Here is a 22,857-nt window from a genome sequence, read left to right as displayed (position 1 = left end):
GTCCGATTCGTGCCCGGTTATGGCTGCCGGCCGGCGAACACCACCACCACCTTGTCCTCCCCCTTCTCCCGCACGAAGGCGTAGGGGGCATCGGACAGCTTCTTGTGGCTGCCTGCCGCCACCGCCGGGTGGGCAGCGCGGAACTGGCCGAGTTGCTGCCAGTGCTTGACCAGATCGGCCTTCTCGCCGCTCCCCAGCTCCTGCCAGTTCATGTCGGATCGCACGCTCTGATCGAACACGCCGCCATCCTTGGCGAGCCCGCGGCCGGACTCGTCCCCGTAGTAGAGCTGGATGCCCCCCGGCAGCATCATGAAGCTGCTCGCGACCCGTCGTTGTAGCGGCACGTCCTGATAGTCGCCGAAGAACAGCTTGGTGTCGTGGGAGCTGATGTAGCTCAGCACGTTGAACTCGGGATCCTGGTTGATGCGGCTGGCGTAGCTGGCATAGGTGGGCTCGGCGCCCGCCATGCACTGGGCCTGGGGCAGGGCGAACTCCCGCTGATAGTCGAAGTTGATCAGGGAATCGAAGCCGTTCTGATACCAGAAATCCTTGGCGACCCCGTGATCCCATACCTCGCCCACCATGTAGAAGGGCAGATCGTCGAGGGCCTTGTCTGGGTTGGCGGCCTTCCACTCCTTGAGCGCGGTGGTGCCCGCCTGCTTGAGCTTGGCCCAGACCGCGGGCTCCAGATGCTTGACGGTGTCGGCCCGGAAGCCGTCTATGCCAAAGCGACGCACCCAGTCGGTGTGCCAGGCGATGAGGTAGTCGCTCACGGTGGCGTTGGGCAGGGCCTTGGCCCGGGTGTCTTTTTTCGCCGCCAGCAGCGGCGGCAGGCCCACCGGCTTGGTGGACTCGGTCAGGAAGTCCGGCAGCCCCGCCACCGAGCCGGTGACATCGTCGGTGCCGGGCTGCAGGTAGCCGGGCAGGCCGGCGCGCACCCAGTCAGGGCCCCACCATTTGCTGCTCCAATCGCTCGATTGATAGTCGATAAACTGGTTGTAGCCATGCCAGTTGAGGCCACCGTTCGGGCGCCACTCGTTCCAGCGGGTCGGCAATTTGCCGGTGTTCTGGGTGAGATCGGTGAGCCCCAGATCCTGCAGATCCGCCAGGGTGGCGTAGCCGGCGTGGTTCATCACCACGTCCAGGATGATCCGCATGCCGCGCTTGTGGGCCTCGTCCACCAGGGTCTTCAGGCTCTCCTCGTCGCCGTAGTTGGGGTCAATCTTGGTGAAGTCCAGCGCCCAGTAGCCGTGGTAGGCATAGAAGGGGAAGTTGCCCTGTTCGCCACCGCCGATGAAGCCGTGCACCTGCTCCACCATGGGGGTGATCCAGATGGCGTTCATGCCGAGGGACTTGATGTAGTCGAGCTTCTCGGTCAACCCCTTGAAGTCGCCGCCATGCCAGGTGGCGACCTCGTCCTGACCATCTTTCTGGCGGCCGAAGCTATGGTCATTGGCGGGATCGCCGTTGTGGAAGCGGTCGGTCAGCAGGAAATAGACGCTCGCCTGCTCCCAGCTGAAGGGCGCGGGTTTGGCCGTCTTGACCGGCTCGAGCAGCAGCAGGCCGCCGCTCTCCTTGCTCGGTGTCAGGGTCAGCTTGCCGCCCTTGACCACGGCTTCCTGTCCCGAGTAGGCATCCCGCAACCGGGTGCCATTGGGCCAGACCCCTTGCAGCGATACGGTGACAGGGCCGCCATCCCACTGGATGCAGGGCTCTTCGGGGGGTTGGCGCTTGAACTCGCTCTTCTTGGTCGCCCGCAGCACCTTGAGGCTGGGTGTATCCGGGTTGAAGGTGAACTCGTAGTCACCGGCCAGCATCACCCTCAGGGTGAAGCTCGCCCCCTTGCTGCACTTGTCCATGGGCTGGGCTGTGCCGAAGGGGAGCGGCCTGGCCTCGGTCGGCCCGAAGCTGGTGCCGCAGCTGTTGCCCGCATCGGCGATGCGGATCTGGTGGTTCCCCTTGTCCAGCCTGTGGGTCAGGGTGACGGTGCCCTTGTCCAGCGTCAGCGCCTCGGCCACCGGTTTGCCATCCACGTGGAGATGCACCTCGGGGGCGGCCAGCGCCTGACCGACGAACAGTGGCGTGGCCAGCAGGGCGAGCCACAGGGAGGATGGGCGGAGATCGAAACGAGGCGAGGGACGCATAGGCCATTCCTTGAGCTGAGTGAGGAGATCGGGTTCCGTTGAGGCACTCATTCTAGGGGCCCTGCGGGTGGGCTTGGACCGGCAAAATGCCGATTTGTGAGGTCAGTTCAAATGGTTACGTTTTCAAGCCCGGCAAAGTGTGATGGCCGCCCTGCTGCCCGGAGCGCGGCGCCATAAAAAATGCCGGTCGATGGACCGGCATGTTCAGGTGGGGCTGTTCGCCTGCGGGGGATCGTTCGTCAGACGGTAAAGAACTTGAAGTTGACGAAGGCCACCGCGATGAAGGAGGCGACCATGCCGCTGATGCAGAGCACCGCAGGGCGGATGGACGGCCAGCGATGGGCCAGCAAGATGATGGCCAGCAGGGTCGGGTAGAGGCCGAACATGTAGCGCGGCATGGCGTTGAGCCCGGTCATCAGCGGTATGGTGCAGCAGATGAACATCAGGGTCGCCTCGGCCCAGCGCTTCTGGCTGAACAGGTAGCCGTTCAGGCACCAGCCGAAGATCACCATGATGGAGAGGTAGGCCTTGCGACCGCCCAGCTCGAAGCCGCTCAGCCACCAGTCCAGGGGGCTGTCCATGTAGCGACCCCAGGCGACCTGGATGTGCTTGAAGGCGAGCGCATCCCCGGTCAGGTGATAGAGGTAGACCATGTAGGAGAAGAGGCCGAGGGGGATGAGCCAGAGGGTGAACACCACCTTGAAAGCCCGCTCGGTGAAGCGGAAGAATTCGCGCCAGCCATAGGCCTGCAGCGCCAGGATCAGCACGGGGAACACCATCATGACCCCTAGGTTGCGGGTCCCGGAGATGAATATCCCGAGGAAGGCCACCATCAGCCACTGCTCGCGGTAGGCAAACAGGAACATCCCCAGCATCAGCGCCATGAACATGGGCTCGGTGTAGCCGGAGACGAAGTAGGCGGAGAAGGGGGAGAAGGCCAGCAGCCAGACCCCGAAACGGGCGGTCTCATCCCCCAGCTTGAGCTGGCGCAGCACCAGCAGCATCAGCGGCAGGCTGATGAAGAAGGCGATGTTGGCCACCAGCATCAGGCCGATCAGGCTCTCGATGTTGAGCAGGCTGGAGAGCCCGCCAGCAAGCATGGGATAGAGCGGCATGAAGGCCCAGTTTGCCGCGTTGCCCTTGCTCAGCCAGCGTGGGTAGAGGTCGTAGCCGTTCTCGATGATGCGCTGGAACCAGACGCAGTCGAACTGGCAATAGGCTTGCAGCGGGCCTATGTCGGGGGCGCCGTAGAGCTGGACGCCGAAATAGCCCATGCCGTACAGGGCCACCCGGCTCAGCACGAAGGCGGCGATGATCATCAGCCAGTCGCGGCTGCTGATGCGCAGTGACGGGCGATAGGGGAGGGCGTCCCCGGCGAGGGGAGGGGTATTGGTCATGTCATTCATCAGGCAAAAACCCAGACGCGAGAGAGTATGTAGGTGAGTACGGTAACGGTCAGGGTGGCAATCACCACCGGCAGCAGTCCGGAGAGGCCCGCAAACAGCAGGCCGCTCAGGATCAGGTTACGCACCGCCAGGGAGAAGAGGGCCACCAGCAGAAACTTGCTGGCGGCACCCTGCTTCTGGAAGGTGATGTAGCGATGGCCGAAAAACGAGAACCAGAACGCGATGGCAAAGGCCAGGGTCGTGACCAGGTGCTCAGAGATGGCGGGCCAGGTGTGAAACAGGGCGATGGAGCTGCCCAGATCGACGAGGGTAGCTCCCCCGCCGACGAAACCGAAGCGAACCAGCCGCCAGAATTCCTCGCGGGAGATCATTGGGACGCCGGCTCCTGCTTGTCCGCATCCTGCGCCTTTTCACTCTGGGTTGCCGCCGCATCCGGCTGCTTGCCCGCATCCTGCCGGGCATATTGGCCGTAGACTCCCTCGATGAGGTAGACGGGACGCTGCTTCACTTCCACGAACATGCGGCCTATGTACTCGCCTATGATGCCGAGCGACAGCAGCTGAATGCCGCCGAGGAACAACATCACCGACATCAGGGAGGCGTAACCCGGCACGTCGATGCCGAAGAACAGCACCTGGGTGATGATCTTGAGGATATAGAGGAAGGCGATGAAGGAGACGCCGACCCCGACGTAGCTCCACACCCGCAGCGGCCAGCTGGAGAAGCTCATCAGGCCGTCGAGGGCGAAGTTCCACAGCTTCCAGTAGTTGAACTTGGTCTCGCCGGCGTGGCGGGCGGGACGCTCGTAGGGCACGCCGACGGCGCGGAAACCGGCCCAGGCGAACAGCCCCTTCATGAAGCGGTTGCGCTCGGGCAGTTGCTTGAGAGCCTCGACCACCTTGCGATCGATGAGTCGGAAGTCACCGGCGTTCTCCGGCAGCTTGGTGCTGGTGGAGAGGGCGTTGAAGAAGCGGTAGAAGCCGCCGGCGGTGAGGCGTTTCATCGGGGTGTCGGCGCTGCGATCCACCCGGATACCGTAGACGGTGTCGTAGTCGCCGGTCTGCCACAGCTTGACGAATTCCAGGATGAGGGCGGGGGGATCTTGCAGATCTACATCCATGGGGACCATGGCATCGCCCTTGGCCTGATGCAGGCCTGCGGTCATGGCCGCTTCCTTGCCGAAGTTGCGGGCCAGGTTGACCAGGGTCACGCGGGGATCGCGGGCAATGGCCTGTTCGACCACTTCACGGGTGCGGTCGCGGCTGCCGTCATTGACGAACACGATTTCAAGCCGGTCTTTGAGGGGAGCCAGTTCGGCATCTATCGCGCTGATGAAGGCGTCTATGCTCTCTTCCTCGTTGTAAACGGGCACGACCAGAGAGAGTCGAAAATCGGCATGCGACATGGGAACTTCCTTATTGAAAGAATTATTTTATAAGACTACTGATGCTGGGATCTGCAGCTTCACTGCGCGACGGTCAGACGTACCGACTGGACGTTGAGCGGTGTCGGAGCGGAGAGCGCAAGGAAGTTGGGATGCTTGGGATCGGCTGTCAGGGAGTCGCCCGGCAGGTTGAGCCTGATTTCGTTGATGCCCGCCTTGGCCAGCTTGACCGTGGTGGTGAAATCATGGCCGAGCGCCACCTTGAGCAGGGTGCCGGCTTGCGGACTGTTGATCCTGGCCTGGATGGTGAGCTGCTCAGGTTGAGCCTGCTGTTTGGGCAGCACGAAATAGAGTCCACCCTGACCGCTCAGCTCGGTGCCTTGCTCGCTCGGCTTCTTGGCCCAGCCTTCGCTCGAGAGGAAGCGGCTCGGTTTGGTCAGGTTGAGTTCGTTGCCCGGCTGGTAAGTCATGCTGGAGTTGTGTTCCCAGAAGCGGGTCTTGCCTTCCAGGTAATAGAGTTTGTAAGCCAGGCTCACGTTGGGGTGAGCGGCCAGGTAGAGGGTGTAAAGGTAAAAACCGCTCAATGCCAGGATGGCAGCCAGAAAACCGAACTTTTTGTAGGTCATATTACTCACTCGATGCCCGACGGATAGGTAGGCTGGATTCGCGCATATGCTAATCCAATTGCAAAAAAAGCATAGTGGATCACAAAAATAAATTTGCTCACATATTAACCCCCAATCCCCCTGCGTACCAAGGGGCTTTGGTGTCGTGCGCATCCTGCTTTTGTGGCGGGCATCCAGTGCGACCTGGGCCCTGTCCTGCCCATGGCCTTATCAGGCAAATGGCTGATATAGTGCATCGCTGTGGCAGGATCTGTCGCCATTTTCGTTTGACAGAATTAAGATGACCCGTCCCGCTGTCAAGGATGACCCATGAGACTGCTCTTCCTGTGTGTGCTCTGCTGTTTGCCCCTTCACTCGCTGTTGGCTCAACCGCTTTGTCCTTCCCCGCTGCGCGTCGGTTTCGATGACTGGCCCCCTTACCACTATTACCAGCAGGATGGCGACAAACGGCGGCTGCGCGGCTTCGCGGTCGACTATCTCAACGCCGTCTCGGCCCGGTTGGGATGCCGTCTCATCTACGTAGAGCGTCCCTGGAAGCGGGGGCTGCACGAGCTGGAACTGGGGCGGCAGGACATCGCCATGGAGGCCTACTTCACTGAGGACAGGGCGCGCTATGCCTGGTTCTCCACCGCCTACAATCCGGGGAGGACGGCGCTCTGGGTGCGCAAGGCCGGCACCGACGATGAAACGGATCTGGGGAGCTGGCTGGCTCAGGGCCACCGGCTGGGGATCACCCGGGACTACTACTATGGCGCCGAGATCTCCGAACTGCTGCGCCGTTACCCTGATCAGGTGAGCGCAGTCAATGACGTGCAGAATTACCGCAAACTGGTGCTGGGTCGGATAGACGGATTTCTCGGGGATAGTTTGGCCACTCCCTGGGGTCTGAAGAAAGAGGGGCTGTTGGAGGAGGTGGTCCCCCATGTGATGGGGATCTACGAGACGCCGACCTCTTTCATGTTGAGCAAAAAGACGATATCGAGCGAATTCGTGCAGCGATTCAATCAGGCGATCATGGCCGTTGGCAAGAGCGGGGAGCATGCGCTCATCTGGCGACGCTACACCTCCGCCCGCTAGCAAAGTCGCCGCCATTCCCGCATCATGGGCACCTGACCGTTGCGCCTGACAGGCCGAAGTGAACCGATTTGAGGCAAGCGTGGTAAGAAGCATGGGTAAGAAGTATTGGTTGGCATTGGCAAACCTTATCTGGCTGGGCTGCTGGCCGGCTGGCATGGTCCATGCCAGCACAGAACAGATGGTGGTGGCCAGTCCCAGCATCCAGCATGACTGGTATCAGAACAGTACCGCAGAACAGGCACGCCATGAGCTGGAGCTGCAACTGCAGGAGGCGGTGCTTGCCCAGTTGCACCCGGATTTCTATCGGCTCTGGCAGCAGTTGCAGAAGACCCCGGCCGATCGGCGCGGCGCCCTCTACGACGAAGCCTTCGGCAAGCTGGCGCGTTTCCAGCAAACCTGGCGCGCCATGGACCTGGTCGCCCGCGAGCAGATGCAGACCCTTAAGCTGGACCTGACCAAGCCCCTGGCCCATGAGCCCCTGGGTGACAACCTGCTGGATCAGGTCAAACAGCTCAGGCCCCAAGTCGCCGAATATGAGGCCGTACGCGATGAAGTGCGCAAGCTGCTGGCCATGCCCATGGCCAAGCATTGGCCGACCCTGGACATGCCGACCCTGCGAGCCGGGGAGAGCGCTACCGAGCTTGGCCAGATCCGCTCCATCCTCAACGAGCTGGGGGACGGTGCCCCGAACCACCAGGATGCCACCTATGACGCCGAGACAGAGCAGGCCATCAAGCAGTTCCAGCGCCGCCATGGCCTGACCGCCGACGGCATCATCGGCCGTCAGACCCGCTCCTGGCTCAATACCGGGCCGCAAGTGCGTGCCAGCCTGCTGCTGCGCAACCTGTGGCGTCGGGATCTGGTGGATCACCTCGCCGGCCGCTACGTGCTGGTCAACATCCCGGATTACCGCCTGAGCGTGGTGGAGTCCGGCAGCGAGGTCTTTACCAGTCGGGTCATCGTCGGCAAGGAGCAGCGGGCCACCCCCATCCTTGCCAGCGAGATCCGCTCCATCGTGCTCAATCCCGCCTGGCATGTGCCGCGTTCCATTCTGAGCAAGGACATTCTGCCCAAGCTGGGACGGGATCCCGCCTATCTGGACCGCGAACAGTTCGAGGTGATCGACGGCGAGGGCAATCCGGTGCAGTTCAGCGAAGATGGCTGGCACCATGCGCTGGCATCGGGCTTCCCCTATCGGTTGCGGCAAAAGCCGGGGGATCACAATGCCCTGGGGCGCTACAAGTTCTACCTGCCGAACAACGATGCCATCTACCTGCATTCGACGCCGCGCAGGGCTCTGTTCGAGCAGGGGGCACGTGCCTTCAGCTCCGGTTGCATCCGGGTCGAGCATGCGGACGATCTGGCCGAGCTGCTGCTCGCGGACTCCCGCTATCAGCCGGACAAGGTCGCCAGCATCCTGAAAGAGACCCAGACCAAGTGGTTGCCGTTGACTACCCCTATCCCGGTGTTCACCGTCTACTGGAGCAGCTGGATCGATGAAGAGGGGCGCCAGCAACTGCGCAATGATATTTACGGATTCGATCGAGTGAGCTTTCAGAGCCGCTTGCTGTGATCCCCGCCACAGAGTGAAGAGCCCGGCCAGTGCCGGGCTTTTTCATGGGCCTTTGCGGTTTGACATGACTTTTACGGGCGGGTAGTTTCGGCCTCTGTATCAAATTCATTCACCACTGTTACTTCACTCTGGAATGGACAGACAACGGATGCTGGAACAAGAGATAAGCCGACGCCGTCTGCTGCTGGGGGCCGGTTGCCTGATGGGGGCCAGCCTGCTGTCGTTCCCGGCCGTGGCGAGCCGCAGTACCACAGGGCGTGAACTCAGCTTCTTCAACCTCAATACCGGCGAGCGGGTCAACGCCAGCTATTGGGAGAATGGTCGTTATCTGAACGATGGTCTGGCGGAGCTCAACCATATCTTCCGCGACTATCGCCGCAACGAGGTGTTCAACATCGACAGGAAGCTGTTCGATCAGTTGTTTCTGCTGCAGCACAAGCTGGGCCGCAAGGGGGAGATCCAGCTCATCTCGGGGTATCGCTCCCCGGCCACCAATCGCCAGAAGCGCCAGCGCAGCCGTGGCGTCGCCAAGCACAGCTACCACACCCTGGGGCAGGCGGTGGATGTGCGCATCCCCGGCGTGCAGCTGGCGCACCTGCGCAAGGCGGCTCTGAACCTCAAGGTCGGCGGCGTGGGTTACTACCCCTCCGACAACTTCGTCCACCTCGATACCGGGCCGGTGCGCAGCTGGTAACGGGTTGGCACAGGAGGGCTCCGAGCTGCTAGGCTCTGGGCTCTATCCAGAGGAGAGACAGATGAAGCAGATTCTGATCGGGGGCCTGATCGCCCTGCTGCTGACCGGGTGCAGCAAGCTGAACCGGGAAAACTACGACAAGCTGAAGATGGGGATCACCTATGCCGAGGCGAGCGCCATCCTTGGCAAGGCGGAGCGCTGCGACGATGCGCTCGGCACCACCAGCTGCGTCTGGGGCGGGGACGGCAAGAACATCAAGATCCGTTTCATCGCCGACAAGGCCACCTTCTTCAGTTCGGAAGGGATCAACTGAGTCAGTTTTTTCACTGCCATCAGCAACAAAAAAGCGCCATCCGGCGCTTTTTTGTTGTGTGCAATCCAGCCAATCTGGCCAGAAACTGGCGCGCTCAGTGGGTGGCGTACTGGTAATTGAAGGTGGGGAGTCCCCACTTGAAGCGCACCGCCAGCAGCCGCAGCACGAAGCCGATGCCGATGGCCCCGAAGGCGGCCCAGTCATTGGGCAGGCCCTGATCCAGTGCGAAGCAGTAGAGAGCGGCTGTCACCAGGGAGACGGCGGCGTAGAGCTCGCGCTTGAACACCAGCGGGATGCGCTGGCACAGGAGATCCCGCAGCACGCCGCCAAACACCCCGGTCACCACCGCCATGATGCAGGCGATGCCGGCCCCGTGGCCCATCTCGAGCGCTCGGGCGGCGCCAAAGATGGAGAACACCACCAGCCCCAGAGCATCGAGGGCCAGGAACAGCTTGCCGAGATAACGCATCAGCGGGGCCGAGATGACGCCTGCCATGGCTGCCCCCGCCACCAGCAGCACATATTCGGGGTGCTCCACCCAGAGCAGGGGGTAGTGCCCCAGCAGCACATCCCGGATGGTACCTCCCCCTATGGCTGTCGCCGAGGCGATGATGACGACACCAAACAGATCCATCCGCCGCCGGCCCGCCGCCAGCGCGCCAGTCATCCCTTCGGCCACCAGGCCGAGCAAGAAGAGTGCATGTAACATGAGTTATCCCAGGGTGCGAGAAAGGCCCGCATCCTAACAAGCCTGGTCTGGCACGACAAGCTCTCTCATGTTTGCATTAGATTAAGTAATGAAAAGGGGGCCCATGCCCCCGTTTTTGGTTATGTCTGCGCGGCTCAGCGGCGAAGCTGCTCGCTGCGATACTGATCCACCCACATGGCGGTGGCGCCACAGATGGCGACCGGCATCACGAACAGATTGACCACGGGAATGGCGGAGAAGAGGGTGACCAGGGCCCCGAAGCTCAGGCACTTGCCGCGGCGCTGCTTCAAGGCATCGCGCATGGTGATGAAGTCGATCTTGTGGTTGTCGAACGGGTAGTCCACATACTGGATCGCCATCATCCAGGCGCTGAACAGGAACCAGAGCACAGGTGCCAGGGTCTGGCCCACCACCGGGATGAGGAACAGGATCAGGCAGCCGATGGCCTTGGGCAGGTAGTACTTCAGCTTGGTCCACTCGCGGCTGAAGGTGCGCGGCACGTCCTTGACCACATCCAGCATGCCGGTGTCGCTCACCGCCTCGCCGGTGAGGATCTGCTCCACCTTCTCCGCCAGCAGGCCGTTGAAGGGGGCCGCTATCCAGTTGATCACCGAGCTGAAGATGAAGGAGAACACCACCAGTATGGTGATGAGGGCGATGGGCCACAGCAGGTAGTCGAGCCAGGAGAGCCAGCTCGGGATCTGCTGGTGCAGCCAGGCGAACAGGCCGTCGAGTTGCAGCAGCAGGGCATAGAAGGCACCGGCGAACAGCACGAAGTTGACCAGCAGAGGGATCAGCACGAAGGTGCGGATGCCCGGCTGGCGAATGAGGGAGAAGCCGCGCAGGAAGTAGTCTGCACCGCTGACCGAATCTTTGACCATGTGAGGGGATTGGCTCATCTGAGATCCATCAATGAATGGGTAGGGTGCCAGCATATTACAAACAAGCCTCCAATTTGGTAAAGTCGCGAACTATTCCCGATATCCCGTCCGGTCAGGCCGGACGTCGGATGATATGGGTGTGCTGGCTGCCTACGTAGTCCCAACAAGGCCGGGTCCGGATCTGGTAAAGTCGCGAATTATTCCCGATATCCCGTCCAGTCAGGCCGGACCCGGATGCTGGATGATATTCGTGGGCTGACAGCCCGCCCGCCGCCTCTTCATTTCGCCACTGACACGGGTCGCCATGCGTCTGAAACTGATCAAACTCGCCGGCTTCAAGTCGTTCGTCGAGCCGACCCGCATCGAACTGTCGGCCGACATGACCGCCGTGGTGGGCCCCAACGGCTGTGGCAAATCCAACGTCATCGACGCCGTGCGCTGGGTGCTGGGGGAGAGCTCGGCCCGCCACCTGCGCGGGGAGAACATGACGGACGTCATCTTCAACGGCTCCATCAACCGCAGCCCCCACGGCCGCGCCTCGGTGGAGCTGGTGTTCGACAATCCCCACAACCGGGTACCCGGCGAGTTCGGCCGCTTTACCGAGATCTCGGTGCGCCGCGAGGTGCTGCGTGACGGCTCCAACCACTACCAGATCAACGGCCAGAAGTGCCGTCGCAAGGACGTGACCGATCTCTTCCTCGGCACCGGCCTGGGCCCGCGCAGCTACGCCATCATAGAGCAGGGCACCGTCAGCCGGCTGGTGGAGTCGCGCCCGGCGGACCTCAAGCTCTTCATGGAAGAGGCCGCCGGGGTCTCCCGCTACAAGGAGCGGCGCCGGGAGACAGAGCAGCGCATCCGTCACACTCAGGAGAATCTGGAGCGCCTCGGCGACATTCGTGGCGAGCTGGGTTCCCGCCTTGAGCATCTCAAATCCCAGGCCGAAACCGCCGAGCGTTACAAGCAGCTCAAGAGCCGCAGTCGTGCCGCAAGGGCCGAGCTCATCGGCTCCGAGCTGTGGGCGCTGGAGACCCGCCTCGGCGAAGCCAAGAGCGAGCTGGCCCAGGCAGAGCAGGCGCTGGCGGCGCTCGATGCCAAGCGCACCGCGGGCGAAGGGCGCCACGTCACACTATCGGTGGCCCGCCAGGAGGCCCAGGCCGAGCAGGCGAGTCGTCAGCAGCAGATCTTCCTCGGCGGCCAGGCCATCGCCCGCCTCGAACAGCAGCAGCTTCACCAGACCGAGCTCGGTCGCGACTGGCAGGCACGGCGTCAGGCCCTCGGCGAGCGCATCGAGGCCATCAGGGGAGAGCTGGGGAGCCAGCAGGAGCAGCTGACAGAGGGCGTCCTCCAGGGGGAGGTGGAGTCGGCTCGCCTCGAGCAGTGTGAGCAGTTACTTGCCGATCAGCAGGCCGTTCGCCTCGCGGCCGGCGAGCGGTTGGAGCTGGCCCGCCAACACCAGCAGCAGTGGCAGCAGCAGCTCGGTCAGGCACAGGGCAGGCTCAACCAGACCCGTGCCCAGCGAAGCGGCCTGCAGGAGCTGCAGGCCAAGACCCGGCTGGCGCGACTCAAGCTGGAGGATGAACAGGCAGGCCCCCTTGGCGGGGAAGGTGAGAGCCTGCAGCCCGCGCTGGATGCCCTGTCGGATGAGCTGGCACTCTCTCGCGCCCGCCACGAGGCATTGGAACAGGCGTGGCAGGCCGGGGTGGCCAGCCACGAGGCCCTCAAAGAACGGCGGGATCGGCAGGGCGGCCTGCTGCGCGAGCTCGGCGCCCGCCTCACAACCCTTGATCAGATTTTGGGGGAGCAGATGCAGGGCGCGACCCTGGCGGATCGGCTGCAGGTCGCGCCCGAGTGGGCCCAGGGGCTGGACAAGGTGCTCGGGCGCTGGCTCACCGCCCAGCCGGGGGACCAGTGCAACCTCGAGCAGGGCGGGCTCTGGATAGGCCCGGCTCACCCAGCGGTGCCCGGCACCCTGGCGGCCCGGATCGAGGGGGATCACATCCCCGCCTTCCTCAACGTCATCTGGCTGGCCGATGACAGGGAGGCGGCCCTGGCCCGCCAGTCATCCCTCCTGGCCGGTGAGTCTGTGCTGACCCCGGCGGGGGACTGGTTTGGCCCGAACTGGGCCGATCTCGGCCAGGGCGGCGCCCTCGGCACCCTGGCGCTGCTCGGTGAACGTGAGCGGTTACACACCGAACTGGCCGCTGGGGAGCAGGCCCTGGTTCAGCTGGATGCCCAGTTGAAGGCCGCAGATGCCGACCGCGCCCATTTGCACAGCGCCCTTGAGGCGAACCAGCGCACCCTGCGCGAGCAGGAGCTGCGATGGCAACAACTGCGGGAAGCCTGGAGCCTGCAGCAGGGTCAGCGTCAGGAGCGGCGGCTGCGCCTCGGCCAGCTTGGGGAAGAGTTGGTCCGGCTGGACAAGGAGCAGGCCGAGGAGGCCGAGCGGCTGGCTGCGGCCCAGCAGCAGCTCGAGCTGGAAGAGGCGCAGCTTGCCGAGCTGCAGGAGCAGGAGGAGCCGCTTGCGGAGGCACTCTTGCTGGCCCAGGAAGGAGTCGCCAGTGCCGAGCGGGCGCTGGAGGAGGCGCGTGTGCGCCGGGAGCAGCAGCAGGCAAGCTGCCAGCGCTGGCAACTGGCGCAGCAAAATCTGGCGCAGCTCATCGCCCTGCGCGAACAGGAGCTGGCCCGGCTCGGACTGGAACTGGCCGAGCTCAAGGGGCCGGACGCTCAGGCAGTGCAGGACATCTCGCCCCTGCTGGCGGAGCAACGCAACCTGGAGGCGCAGCAGCTGGCCTGTCATCAGCGGCTCGCCGAGCTGGAGCGTCAGCTGACCGAGCTGGAACAGGCCAGAAGCGCCGACCACAAACAGTTGGTGACCCTGCAGGAGAAGCTCGCCCAGCTCAGACTGGAGCGGGAGCGCAACCTCACCCGGCGACAGGGACTGCACGAGCAGTTCGAAGAGCTGGGCGTGCGGCTGGTGGATCTCGATCAGGCCGTGCTGATCGCCGCCGATCGCGGCAAGCTGCGCCAGGAGATCCAGACCCTGGAGACACAGGTGGAGGCACTTGGCGCCATCAACCTGGCGGCGCTAGAGGAGTATGAAGAGGCGAAAACCCGGGCAAGCTACTTGGAAAATCAGTGCCAGGATCTGGAGCAGGCGCTGGAAACTCTGAGCCAAGCCATTAAAAGAATTGATAAAGAAACACAAATACGCTTCCGCGACACTTTCGATAAGGTCAACGAAGATTTAAAATCCCTGTTCCCGAAAGTGTTCGGGGGGGGCAGTGCCTGGCTTGAGCTGACCTCGGACGATCTTTTGGAAGCCGGGGTGAGCATCATGGCAAGACCTCCGGGCAAGAAGAATGCTACCATTGCCCTGCTTTCCGGGGGGGAGAAGGCGCTAACCGCCCTTGCGCTGGTTTTTGCCATCTTCAGACTCAATCCAGCTCCCTTCTGTCTGCTGGATGAGGTGGATGCACCGCTCGATGAAGTGAACGTGGGTCGCTTCTGTTCTCTTGTCAAAGAGATGTCGAGCACAGTACAGTTCGTTTACATCAGTCATAATAAGGTCTCCATGGAGATGGCCGAGCAGCTGATAGGCGTCACGATGCAAGAGCCCGGGGTTTCTCGCATCGTGTCGGTTGACATCGGTGAAGCCGTCGCTTTGGCTGAGCAAAACTAGAAAGAGAAGCAGCTAATGCAGGAATTGCGTTACATCTTGGTTGCCCTGGGCGGTATTGCCATCGCGGCATTGCTCATTCACGGGTTGTGGAGCAACAGAAAGAACCGTCAGGCACCGATCAAGGAAAAACCCCTGGGTCGGATGGAATCCAAGTCACGGGATCGTGACAGCGATGCGTTTGACAGCGATGGCATCGGTCAGGTGCGCGTGGTCAGCGGTGGCCGTCGTGCCGAGCCCAAGCTGCGCAACGACGAGGCCCATCAGCCGGAACCCCGCCGTGCCGCCACCGTGCCCGCCTTCGATGAGGACGAGGATGACGATCTGCCGCCGCCCGTGGTGCGCAAGCCAGCCCCCCGTCCGGTGACGCCGCCCCCCGTCTATGAAGAAGAAGACGAGTATGAGGAGCCGAGCGCCGAGCCTGTCGAAGAGGTGCCTGCCGCGCCGGTACGCAAGCCTGCCCAGGTGATCCGCCGCACCCCGGTGCACCGCTCCCGCCCCCAGCGCGAACCCATGATGCAGCCACTGGACGACGAGCCGCTGGTGGAGCCGGCCTACGCCCAGGCGCCGACCTTCGGTGCCCGCGAGCCCGCGCCGCAGCAGCAAGCCCGCTATGCCCAGCCCGCGCCTGCGTATGAAGAGCCCGATTATGATGACGAGCCCGCCTACGAAGAGCCGGTCCAGGTGGCAGAGCCCGTCCAGGAGCAGCCGCCGGTCGAGAAGATCTGGCAGGATGTCTATGTCATCAACCTGATGGCCCGTCCTGGTCACGATCTGCAAGGGGCGACCCTGCTCTCCTCCCTGCTGGCGCTGGGCTTCAAGTTTGGCGAGATGGATATTTTCCACCGTCACGAGGATCTCAACGGCAAGGGTGAAGTGCTCTTCTCCATGATCAACATGGTCAAGCCGGGTACCTTCAATCCCTACCGCATGGAGCAGTTCAGCACCCCGGGTGTGTCCCTCTTCATGCAGCTGCCCCTGCGCAGCAATGCGGCCTTTGCATTCGAGCACATGCTGCAGGCGGCGGATCAGCTGGCGAGCGATCTCGATGCCATGCTGACCGATGCCTCGCGCAGCCCGCTCAGCGACGACGACATTGCCCGTTATCGCCATGAGCTGGCCGCCTACGAGGCCAGCCGCGACTGATGCGCCATTTGGCCTCAGCCATGAAAAGTGCGGTACCCCGGTGCCGCATTTTCATTTCTGCCCCAGACTGATTGTTCCATCACACTTCGAGACTTCTTCATGAGCGACATCCTCTCCCGCCACCGTCAATTGTGTGAGCTGCTGGTTGAATACGGCCATCAGTACTATGTGCTGGATAACCCCACGGTGCCGGACGCCGAATACGATCGCCTGATGCGCGAGTTGATTGCGCTCGAGGTCGACCACCCCGAGCTGAAAACCCCGGCCTCCCCGAGCGTGCGGGTCGGCGGCCAGCCACTCTCGGCCTTCAGCCAGGTGCGCCACGAGATCCCCATGCTGAGCCTGGACAACGTCTTCAGTGACGAAGAGCTGCAGGCCTTCGAGCAGCGCATGCGCGATCGCCTCAAGCGCGAGCTGAACTTCACCTTCTGCTGCGAGCCCAAGCTGGATGGTCTGGCGGTCAGCCTGCTCTATGTGGACGGCCAGCTGGTGCAGGCGGCCACCCGGGGTGATGGCGCCACGGGGGAGGAGATCACCGAGAACGTGCGCACCATCAAGGCCATTCCGCTCGTCCTGCGGGGCTCGGGTTGGCCTGCGCGACTGGAGGTGCGTGGCGAAGTCTTCATGCCCAAGGCCGGTTTCGAGGCGATGAATGCCAAGGCGCAGGCGGCAGGGGAGAAGGTGTTCGTCAACCCGCGCAATGCCGCCGCCGGCAGTCTGCGCCAGCTCGATTCCCGCATCACCGCCAGTCGTCCCCTGAGCTTCTACGCCTACGGGGTTGGCATAGGCGGCGACGAGCTGGGGAACTCCCACTTCGCTCGCCTCAACCAGCTCAAGGCCTGGGGGCTGCCGCTCAGCCCCGAGGTGAAGCTCAAGGAGGGCGCTGCCGGTTGTCAGGCCTTCCACGACGACATCCTGGCCCGCCGCAGCGAGCTTCCCTACGAGATCGACGGCGTGGTCTACAAGGTGGACGACATAGCGCTGCAACAGGAGCTCGGTTTCGTGGCCCGGGCCCCGCGCTGGGCCACGGCCCACAAGTTCCCGGCCGAGGAGGAGATGACCCTGCTGGAGAATGTCGAGTTCCAGGTCGGCCGTACCGGCGCCGTGACCCCGGTGGCCAAGCTCAAGCCGGTGTTCGTCGGCGGCGTCACCGTCTCCAACGCCACTCTGCACAATGCCGACGAGATAGCGCGCCTTGGCGTCATGATCGGCGACACCGTGATAGTGCGCCGGGCGGGGGATGTGATCCCGCAGATAGTGGCCGTGGTGGAGGCGCAGCGCCCCGTGGATGCCCGCGAGATCCTCTTCCCCACCCAGTGTCCGGTGTGCGGCTCTGCGGTGGAGCGACTGGAAGGGGAGGCGGTGACCCGCTGCTCCGGCGGCCTGTTCTGCGAGGCGCAGCGCAAGGAGGCGATCAAGCACTTCGCGGCCCGCCGCGCCATGGATGTGGACGGTCTGGGTGACAAGATAGTGGAGCAGCTGGTGGACAAGGGGCTGGTGAAGACCCCGGCGGACTTGTTCAGCCTCAACGCCATCCAGCTGGCCGGTCTCGAGCGGATGGGGCAAAAATCCGCCCTCAATCTGGTGGCCGCCATCGACAAGGCCCGCAGCACCACCCTGCCGCGCTTCCTGTTTGCCTTGGGGATCCGTGAGGTGGGGGAGGCGACGGCGCTGAACCTGGCCAACCATTTCCTCACCCTGGATGCCCTGCGTGCCGCCTCGGTGGAGCAGTTGCTAGAAGTAGCCGACGTGGGGGACATAGTGGCCAAGCACGTCTACTACTTCCTGCGCCAGCCCCACAACATCGAGGTGCTGGACGCCCTGCTGGCCGCCGGCATCCACTGGCCGGCCATCGAGAAGAAGGAGGCAAGCGATCAGCCCTTCGCCGGCAAGACTTTCGTGCTGACCGGTACCCTCACCACCTTGTCCCGCAACGATGCCAAGGCGGCGCTGCAGGCCCTGGGGGCCAAGGTGGCGGGCTCGGTGTCGGCCAAGACCGATGTGCTGGTAGCGGGGGAGGCGGCAGGCTCCAAGCTGGCCAAGGCCCAGGAGCTCGGTATCACAGTCTGGAGTGAAGAAGAGCTGCAACAGGCGTTGCAGGGCTGAGTCGCCAACACAGAACGAGAAACAAAGAACCCGGCATGGCCGGGTTCTTTGTTATGAGGGCCTGACTGGGTCAGTCGCGCCAAAGGGTCCTGTAGCGCCACTTGTCGGGCAGGGTGAGCCGCCAGCGGGCCAACTCGCTTTCGCTGAAGACATACTCTCCGCGCAGGGCGGCACGCGGAGCCAGGGTCTTGGGTTGGGCCCCCGCCAGTATGGCATTGACCAGTTCGGCCGCCTTGGCCCCCTGATCGCGGCCATCGAGCACCAGACCACCGATGGCGCGGCCCTTGCCCACCGAAAACTCCCAGAAGCAGAACAGCGGCACCGGGCTGTGGCCACTAGCCCACGCCAGTACCTGCTGTTCGTCCACATGCCTGCCCTGCTCGTCGATGAGGGTGTGGTAGAGGCCGATGAAGATGGCTTGATAGCCATTCTGTTTGGCGTTGAGCACGGCCTCCTGCCACAGGCCGTAGTCGCCGATCAACTGGCTGTTGACCAGGGTCTGGCCGACGCGGAACTCGGTCTGGGTCTTGAACTCGTCCTCGATGGCGGTGAGCGATACGTTGCTGGAATCAAACAGTACCAGCGCCTTGTCGAGCCCCCCCATCAGCTGGCTCATCTCGTTGATGTTGCGTTTGAGCAGGGGGCGTTCCAGCACGCCGGTGATCTTGGGATGGCCGACCAGCCCCTTGTGGCGCGGATTCTCGTTCATGCCGAGAAACACCACAGGGGTGCCGAGGGTGGCGATCTCTCTGGCCAGGTAATTGATGGCATTGTCGTCGCCGAGCACCACCAGATCCGGCTTGGTCTGCCGGTAGAAAGCGAGCGCCTGCTCGGCAATCTGGTCGAAGTCATCGGGAGAGCGACGTTTGGTATCCATGTAGAAGTGGCTGATGCGGTGGTTGCTGCCCAAATGGGCCTCCAGGCTGGCGTTGTAGCTCCGATCCCACAGGTACTCGGGGTGATAGCTGCTGATCACCAGGATCTCGGCCCCCCACAGCCGCAGCGGCAGGGTACACAGCAGCAGTAGCAGCCACCGCAATACAGGCTTGTTCATGTCGCTTCCCATCGGACAAGAAAAGAGTCGTCACTCATTATGTCCATCTTGGTGCAGGCCTGTCCCGGTCAATTACTGTCGGAGGGGAAATCTTTTTCCAGCCGGTCGTATGGTGCGCCAGCCCGCTCCCCGTCTGGGATGCGTTAAATAAGCCTCTTTTGGCGCTGGTTGTGAACTGCACCACCCCTCCCAAAACCTGTTCTGGATCAAGAAACGAGGTACTGCTTTGGTGCCTAATAGACCCCACATATAGGGGTTATCATAAAAAAAACACCCATATATAGTGTTATCAAGCTGTGCATAAGTCGTCACCCTCTCAGTGTCAGCCCGGGTTTCTCACGCCTCGGCTGAATTTATTTGCGCCGGGGACAGGTGCGGAGAAGGGGACTCAACAAGGGTGAGCCGAGGGCGAGAGCCAGGCCTTTAACGCGGGGAAAATCGATGAAACCGGTAGTGATCAAACGCGATGGATGTCGTGCACCATTCAATGGCCAGCTGATTGCCGAGGCGGTAAGCCGGGCGGCGGAAGCGGTCAATCAGGCCAACCCTATGCTGGCCGAGCGCATCGCCGGTGCCGTCAGCCAGGAGCTGGAGGGGCGAGGCGAGGTGGACATCCACGAGATCCAGAACCGGGTCGAGAACCACCTGATGGCTTCCGACGACAAGGCCATCGCCCGCGCCTACATCGAGTACCGTCACGACCGGGATCAGGCCCGCGAGGCCCGTGGCCGACTGGCCCAGGAGATCCGAGGCCTGGTGGAGCAGACCAATGCGGCCCTGCTCAACGAGAACGCCAACAAGGACTCCAAGGTGATCCCGACCCAGCGCGACCTGCTGGCGGGTATCGTCGCCAAGCACTACGCCATCAGCCACATGCTGCCCCGCGAGGTGGTGCAGGCCCACGAGAGCGGCGATCTGCACTTCCACGATCTCGACTACTCCCCTTTCTTCCCCATGTTCAACTGCATGCTGATCGATCTGCAGGGGATGCTGACCCATGGCTTCAAGATGGGCAATGCGGAGATCGACACCCCAAAATCCATCAGCACCGCCACTGCGGTCACCGCCCAGATCATCGCCCAGGTGGCGAGCCACATCTATGGCGGCACCACCATCAACCGGATCGACGAGGTGCTGGCTCCCTATGTGACCATCAGCTGGCACAAGCATCGGGAAGTGGCCGAGGAGTGGGGCATCGGCGACGTGGATGCCTACGCCATGGCTCGCACCGAGAAGGAGTGTCACGACGCCTTCCAGTCCCTGGAGTACGAGGTGAACACCCTGCACACCGCCAACGGCCAGACCCCCTTCGTCACCTTCGGCTTTGGCCTGGGGGATAGCTGGGAGTCGCGGATGATCCAGCGTGCCATCCTCGGCAACCGCATCGCCGGCCTTGGCAAGAACAAGAAGACCGCCGTGTTCCCGAAACTGGTGTTCGCCATCAAGGATGGCCTCAATCACAAGCCGGGGGATCCCAACTACGACATCAAGCAGTTGGCCCTGGAGTGCGCCTCCAAGCGGATGTACCCGGACATCCTCAACCATGACCAGGTGGTGAAGGTGACCGGCTCCTTCAAGACTCCCATGGGCTGTCGTTCCTTCCTCGGTGCTTATGAAGAGAATGGTGACCTGATCCATGAAGGGCGCAACAACCTGGGTGTCGTGAGCCTCAACCTGCCGCGCATCGCCCTGAGATCCCGCGACGAGGCGGATTTCTGGGACAAGCTGGATGCCGCCCTGCGGGTGGCCAAGACGGCGCTCATGTACCGTATCGAGCGCCTGGACGGCGTCAAGGCGCGGGTCGCTCCCATCCTCTACATGGAAGGGGCCTGCGGGGTGCGCCTCAAGGCCGATGACAACGTCAGCGAGATCTTCAAACATGGCCGTGCCTCCATTTCCCTGGGTTACATCGGGGTGCACGAGACCATCAACGCCCTCTATGGCACCGACGTCCACCTGTTCGACAGCGAGGTGCTGCGCCAGAAGGCCATCGCCATCATCGCGCGGCTCAAGGCGGCCACCGACGAGTGGAAGGAGGAGACAGGTTACGGCTTCAGCCTCTACTCCACTCCGAGCGAGAACCTCTGCACCCGTTTCTGCCGCATCGATGCCAAGGAGTTTGGCGTGGTGGCCGGGGTGACCGACAAGGGTTACTATACCAACAGCTTCCACCTGGACGTGGAAAAGCAGGTAAACCCTTACGACAAGCTGGACTTCGAGGCGCCCTATCCGCCCATCGCCAGCGGCGGCTTCATTTGCTACGGCGAGTACCCCAACATCCAGCACAACCTGGAGGCGCTCGAGAACGTCTGGGACTACAGCTATGACAAGGTGCCCTACTACGGTACCAACACCCCCATCGACGAGTGCTACGACTGCGGCTTCACCGGCGAGTTCGAATGTACCTCCAAGGGCTTCACCTGCCCGCGCTGCGGCAACCACGATCCCGCCAAGGTGTCGGTGACCCGCCGGGTGTGCGGCTACCTCGGCAGCCCGGATGCGCGCCCCTTCAATGCGGGCAAGCAGGAAGAGGTGAAACGTCGCGTCAAGCATATGTAAGTGCGGTAACGATGAAGCGCTGGCCCCTGTTGCAAGGGGCCATTTTCATGGGATGGCGACCGTTTGCACCCCTATGAAGGAGGCAGGAAACAAGCGATGCATTACCACCAATACTATCCGGTCGATGTCATAAACGGCCCCGGTACCCGCGCCACCCTGTTCGTGTCGGGTTGCGAGCACCAGTGCCCGGGTTGCTACAACCAGAGCACCTGGCGGCTCGACGGCGGCAAGCCGTTCGATGCGGCGATGAGCGATCGCATCATCCAGGATCTCAACGACAGCCGCATCAAGCGCCGGGGGCTGTCGCTCTCGGGCGGCGATCCGCTCCACCCCGCCAACGTACCTCAGGTGCTGGCGCTGGTACGGCGGGTGCGTGCCGAGTGCCCGGGCAAGGACATCTGGTGCTGGACCGGCTACCTGCTCGGCGAGCTCAGCCCGGCCCAGCGCGAGCTGATCGCCCTGCTGGATGTGCTGGTGGATGGCAAGTTTGAAAAAGAGCTGGCAGATCCCGGCCTGCTCTGGCGCGGCAGCAGCAACCAGATCATTCACGATCTCAACGCCTGGCGGGAGCGGGAGCACAAGGGACTGATCCCTTGCCAACGGCTGGCATGATCATCGCCACAACCCGTAGATCCCAGGATGACGTGGGGACGCGGGCCTCCGTCAGCTGAACCCTGGCTCAATCCCGGGCGAGAAAGGCGCGAAAGCTGTCCGCTGTGGTTTGCAGTTGAGGCCAGGGATGTTTATGGTTAGCCCATCCGAATCACGAGACATCTTTCATGAGGAACCATGAGATGAACAATCTGCTCAAGATCCTGCTGGCCATCTTCCTGCCGCCGGTCTGTGCCTTTATCCAGGTAGGCTTAAGCCTGCACTTTTTCATCAACATAGTGCTGACCCTGCTCGGCGGTCTGCCCGGCATGGTCCACGCGCTCTGGCTGGTGGTCAGCGACAAGCGCGCCTGAGCCATCCCTGTGCGAACAAGGCCAACCCCAGGGTTGGCCTTTTTATTGCCCGCGAGAGTGTCTCGCCAGATGGGGGCTTCCCGAATGAGCCTCATTGTCTGACACTGGCTGGCCGTTCAAGGAGCCGAGCGGTTTGACGAAGAGGGAGTGTCAGTGCGTTTGAAACTGTTGTTGCTGTGGGCCACCCTGGTCCTGTTGGGGGGCTGTGCCAGCCCCACCGCGAAGCTGAATCAGCCTCCGGTGGATATCGTTTGGGAAGACCTGCCCAAATACTGGGTTCAGGTGGAGCAGATAGGCGACTTCAATCCGGTCGGTGGACTGCCCAAAGAGAGGCCGGTGAAGGGCTGTGTGACGCTTCGCTACCTCATCGATTCCAATGGCGATCTGTTCAGCCCCGAGGTCCTGTCATCCGAGCCACCCGGCGTGCTGGATCTCATCGCCATCTCTGGACTGGCGCAGGTGCGTTATCGGGTGTCCGAGCAGAATCCACAAGCCATCCCGGTGCGGGTGGTGGTCCGATATGACGTCGAAGTGAGATGACAAA

General features: G+C 62.7%; 19 protein-coding genes. 11 read left to right on the top strand and 8 right to left on the bottom strand.

Features of this window, described 5'->3' with window-relative positions; translation table 11 throughout:
• Positions 1-17: 17 nt before the first annotated feature.
• The 5 genes from BN1127_RS11160 to BN1127_RS11140 all read right to left on the bottom strand — a co-directional run bounded on the left by BN1127_RS11160 (position 18) and on the right by BN1127_RS11140 (position 5,560).
• Positions 18-2,144 (bottom strand): alpha-amylase, encoded by a 2,127-nt coding sequence (locus tag BN1127_RS11160; RefSeq protein ID WP_042649509.1) that lies wholly within the window; start codon positions 2,142-2,144, stop codon positions 18-20.
• A gap of 239 nt (positions 2,145-2,383) precedes the next feature.
• A complete protein-coding gene (locus tag BN1127_RS11155) occupies positions 2,384-3,550 on the bottom strand; it encodes a membrane protein (RefSeq protein WP_005324513.1) in 1,167 nt (388 codons plus the stop codon).
• Positions 3,550-3,921 (bottom strand): GtrA family protein, encoded by a 372-nt coding sequence (locus BN1127_RS11150; RefSeq protein ID WP_042649508.1) that lies wholly within the window; start codon positions 3,919-3,921, stop codon positions 3,550-3,552. Before BN1127_RS11150 ends, BN1127_RS11155 begins: the two co-directional genes overlap by 1 nt.
• On the bottom strand, positions 3,918-4,955 hold the full coding sequence (locus tag BN1127_RS11145) for a glycosyltransferase family 2 protein (protein ID WP_005324509.1): 1,038 nt from the start codon (positions 4,953-4,955) through the stop codon (positions 3,918-3,920). The genes BN1127_RS11150 and BN1127_RS11145 overlap by 4 nt, the downstream gene beginning before the upstream one ends.
• Before the next feature lie 59 nt (positions 4,956-5,014).
• Positions 5,015-5,560: a hypothetical protein gene (locus tag BN1127_RS11140; RefSeq protein ID WP_042649507.1), complete on the bottom strand. Its 546-nt coding sequence runs from the start codon at positions 5,558-5,560 to the stop codon at positions 5,015-5,017.
• Positions 5,561-5,869: 309 nt separating this feature from the next.
• Between BN1127_RS11140 and BN1127_RS11135 the strand changes: the two genes are divergently transcribed.
• From BN1127_RS11135 to BN1127_RS11120, 4 genes are all read left to right on the top strand, one after another.
• A complete protein-coding gene (locus tag BN1127_RS11135) occupies positions 5,870-6,637 on the top strand; it encodes a substrate-binding periplasmic protein (protein ID WP_042649506.1) in 768 nt (255 codons plus the stop codon).
• A gap of 91 nt (positions 6,638-6,728) precedes the next feature.
• Positions 6,729-8,210 (top strand): L,D-transpeptidase family protein, encoded by a 1,482-nt coding sequence (locus BN1127_RS11130; RefSeq protein ID WP_042649505.1) that lies wholly within the window; start codon positions 6,729-6,731, stop codon positions 8,208-8,210.
• A gap of 148 nt (positions 8,211-8,358) precedes the next feature.
• Positions 8,359-8,904: a peptidoglycan L,D-endopeptidase MepK gene (locus BN1127_RS11125; protein ID WP_041206241.1), complete on the top strand. Its 546-nt coding sequence runs from the start codon at positions 8,359-8,361 to the stop codon at positions 8,902-8,904.
• Positions 8,905-8,965: 61 nt separating this feature from the next.
• Entirely contained in the window at positions 8,966-9,217 is a 252-nt protein-coding gene (locus BN1127_RS11120) for a hypothetical protein (protein WP_042649504.1), read from the top strand.
• A gap of 94 nt (positions 9,218-9,311) precedes the next feature.
• Here BN1127_RS11120 and BN1127_RS11115 read toward each other — a convergent pair whose 3' ends face one another.
• Positions 9,312-9,926, bottom strand: coding sequence for a trimeric intracellular cation channel family protein (locus tag BN1127_RS11115; protein WP_042649503.1), 615 nt, complete (start codon positions 9,924-9,926; stop codon positions 9,312-9,314).
• A 134-nt stretch (positions 9,927-10,060) separates the two neighbouring features.
• The gene (cysZ, locus tag BN1127_RS11110; RefSeq protein ID WP_042649502.1) at positions 10,061-10,825 is read right to left on the bottom strand and encodes a sulfate transporter CysZ; all 765 of its coding nucleotides are present in this window, start codon (positions 10,823-10,825) and stop codon (positions 10,061-10,063) included.
• Positions 10,826-11,111: 286 nt separating this feature from the next.
• Here cysZ and BN1127_RS11105 point away from each other — a divergent pair, with 286 nt between their 5' ends.
• From BN1127_RS11105 to ligA, 3 genes are all read left to right on the top strand, one after another.
• Entirely contained in the window at positions 11,112-14,486 is a 3,375-nt protein-coding gene (locus tag BN1127_RS11105) for an AAA family ATPase (RefSeq protein ID WP_042649501.1), read from the top strand.
• Between the two features lie 15 nt (positions 14,487-14,501).
• A complete protein-coding gene (zipA, locus tag BN1127_RS11100; RefSeq protein ID WP_042649500.1) occupies positions 14,502-15,629 on the top strand; it encodes a cell division protein ZipA in 1,128 nt (375 codons plus the stop codon).
• A gap of 99 nt (positions 15,630-15,728) precedes the next feature.
• Positions 15,729-17,735 carry an NAD-dependent DNA ligase LigA gene (gene ligA, locus BN1127_RS11095; protein WP_042649499.1) on the top strand — a complete coding sequence of 669 codons (2,007 nt, stop codon included), beginning with the start codon at positions 15,729-15,731 and terminating at the stop codon, positions 17,733-17,735.
• A gap of 70 nt (positions 17,736-17,805) precedes the next feature.
• Here ligA and BN1127_RS11090 read toward each other — a convergent pair whose 3' ends face one another.
• Positions 17,806-18,789 (bottom strand): ABC transporter substrate-binding protein, encoded by a 984-nt coding sequence (locus BN1127_RS11090; protein ID WP_042649498.1) that lies wholly within the window; start codon positions 18,787-18,789, stop codon positions 17,806-17,808.
• Between the two features lie 441 nt (positions 18,790-19,230).
• Here BN1127_RS11090 and nrdD point away from each other — a divergent pair, with 441 nt between their 5' ends.
• From nrdD to BN1127_RS11070, 4 genes are all read left to right on the top strand, one after another.
• Entirely contained in the window at positions 19,231-21,348 is a 2,118-nt protein-coding gene (nrdD, locus tag BN1127_RS11085) for an anaerobic ribonucleoside-triphosphate reductase (RefSeq protein ID WP_042649497.1), read from the top strand.
• 96 nt (positions 21,349-21,444) lie between these two features.
• The gene (gene nrdG, locus BN1127_RS11080; RefSeq protein ID WP_042649496.1) at positions 21,445-21,960 is read left to right on the top strand and encodes an anaerobic ribonucleoside-triphosphate reductase-activating protein; all 516 of its coding nucleotides are present in this window, start codon (positions 21,445-21,447) and stop codon (positions 21,958-21,960) included.
• Between the two features lie 182 nt (positions 21,961-22,142).
• Entirely contained in the window at positions 22,143-22,313 is a 171-nt protein-coding gene (locus BN1127_RS21470) for a YqaE/Pmp3 family membrane protein (RefSeq protein WP_025327864.1), read from the top strand.
• A 153-nt stretch (positions 22,314-22,466) separates the two neighbouring features.
• Positions 22,467-22,853, top strand: a complete 387-nt coding sequence (locus BN1127_RS11070; RefSeq protein ID WP_042649495.1) for an energy transducer TonB — start codon at positions 22,467-22,469, stop codon at positions 22,851-22,853.
• The last annotated feature ends 4 nt before the right edge of the window (positions 22,854-22,857 follow it).

The organism is Aeromonas media (assembly GCF_000819985.1).
Lineage (GTDB): Bacteria > Pseudomonadota > Gammaproteobacteria > Enterobacterales > Aeromonadaceae > Aeromonas > Aeromonas media.
Note: the sequence above shows the minus strand (reverse complement) of the source record. Positions and strands in the feature narration are given on the sequence as shown.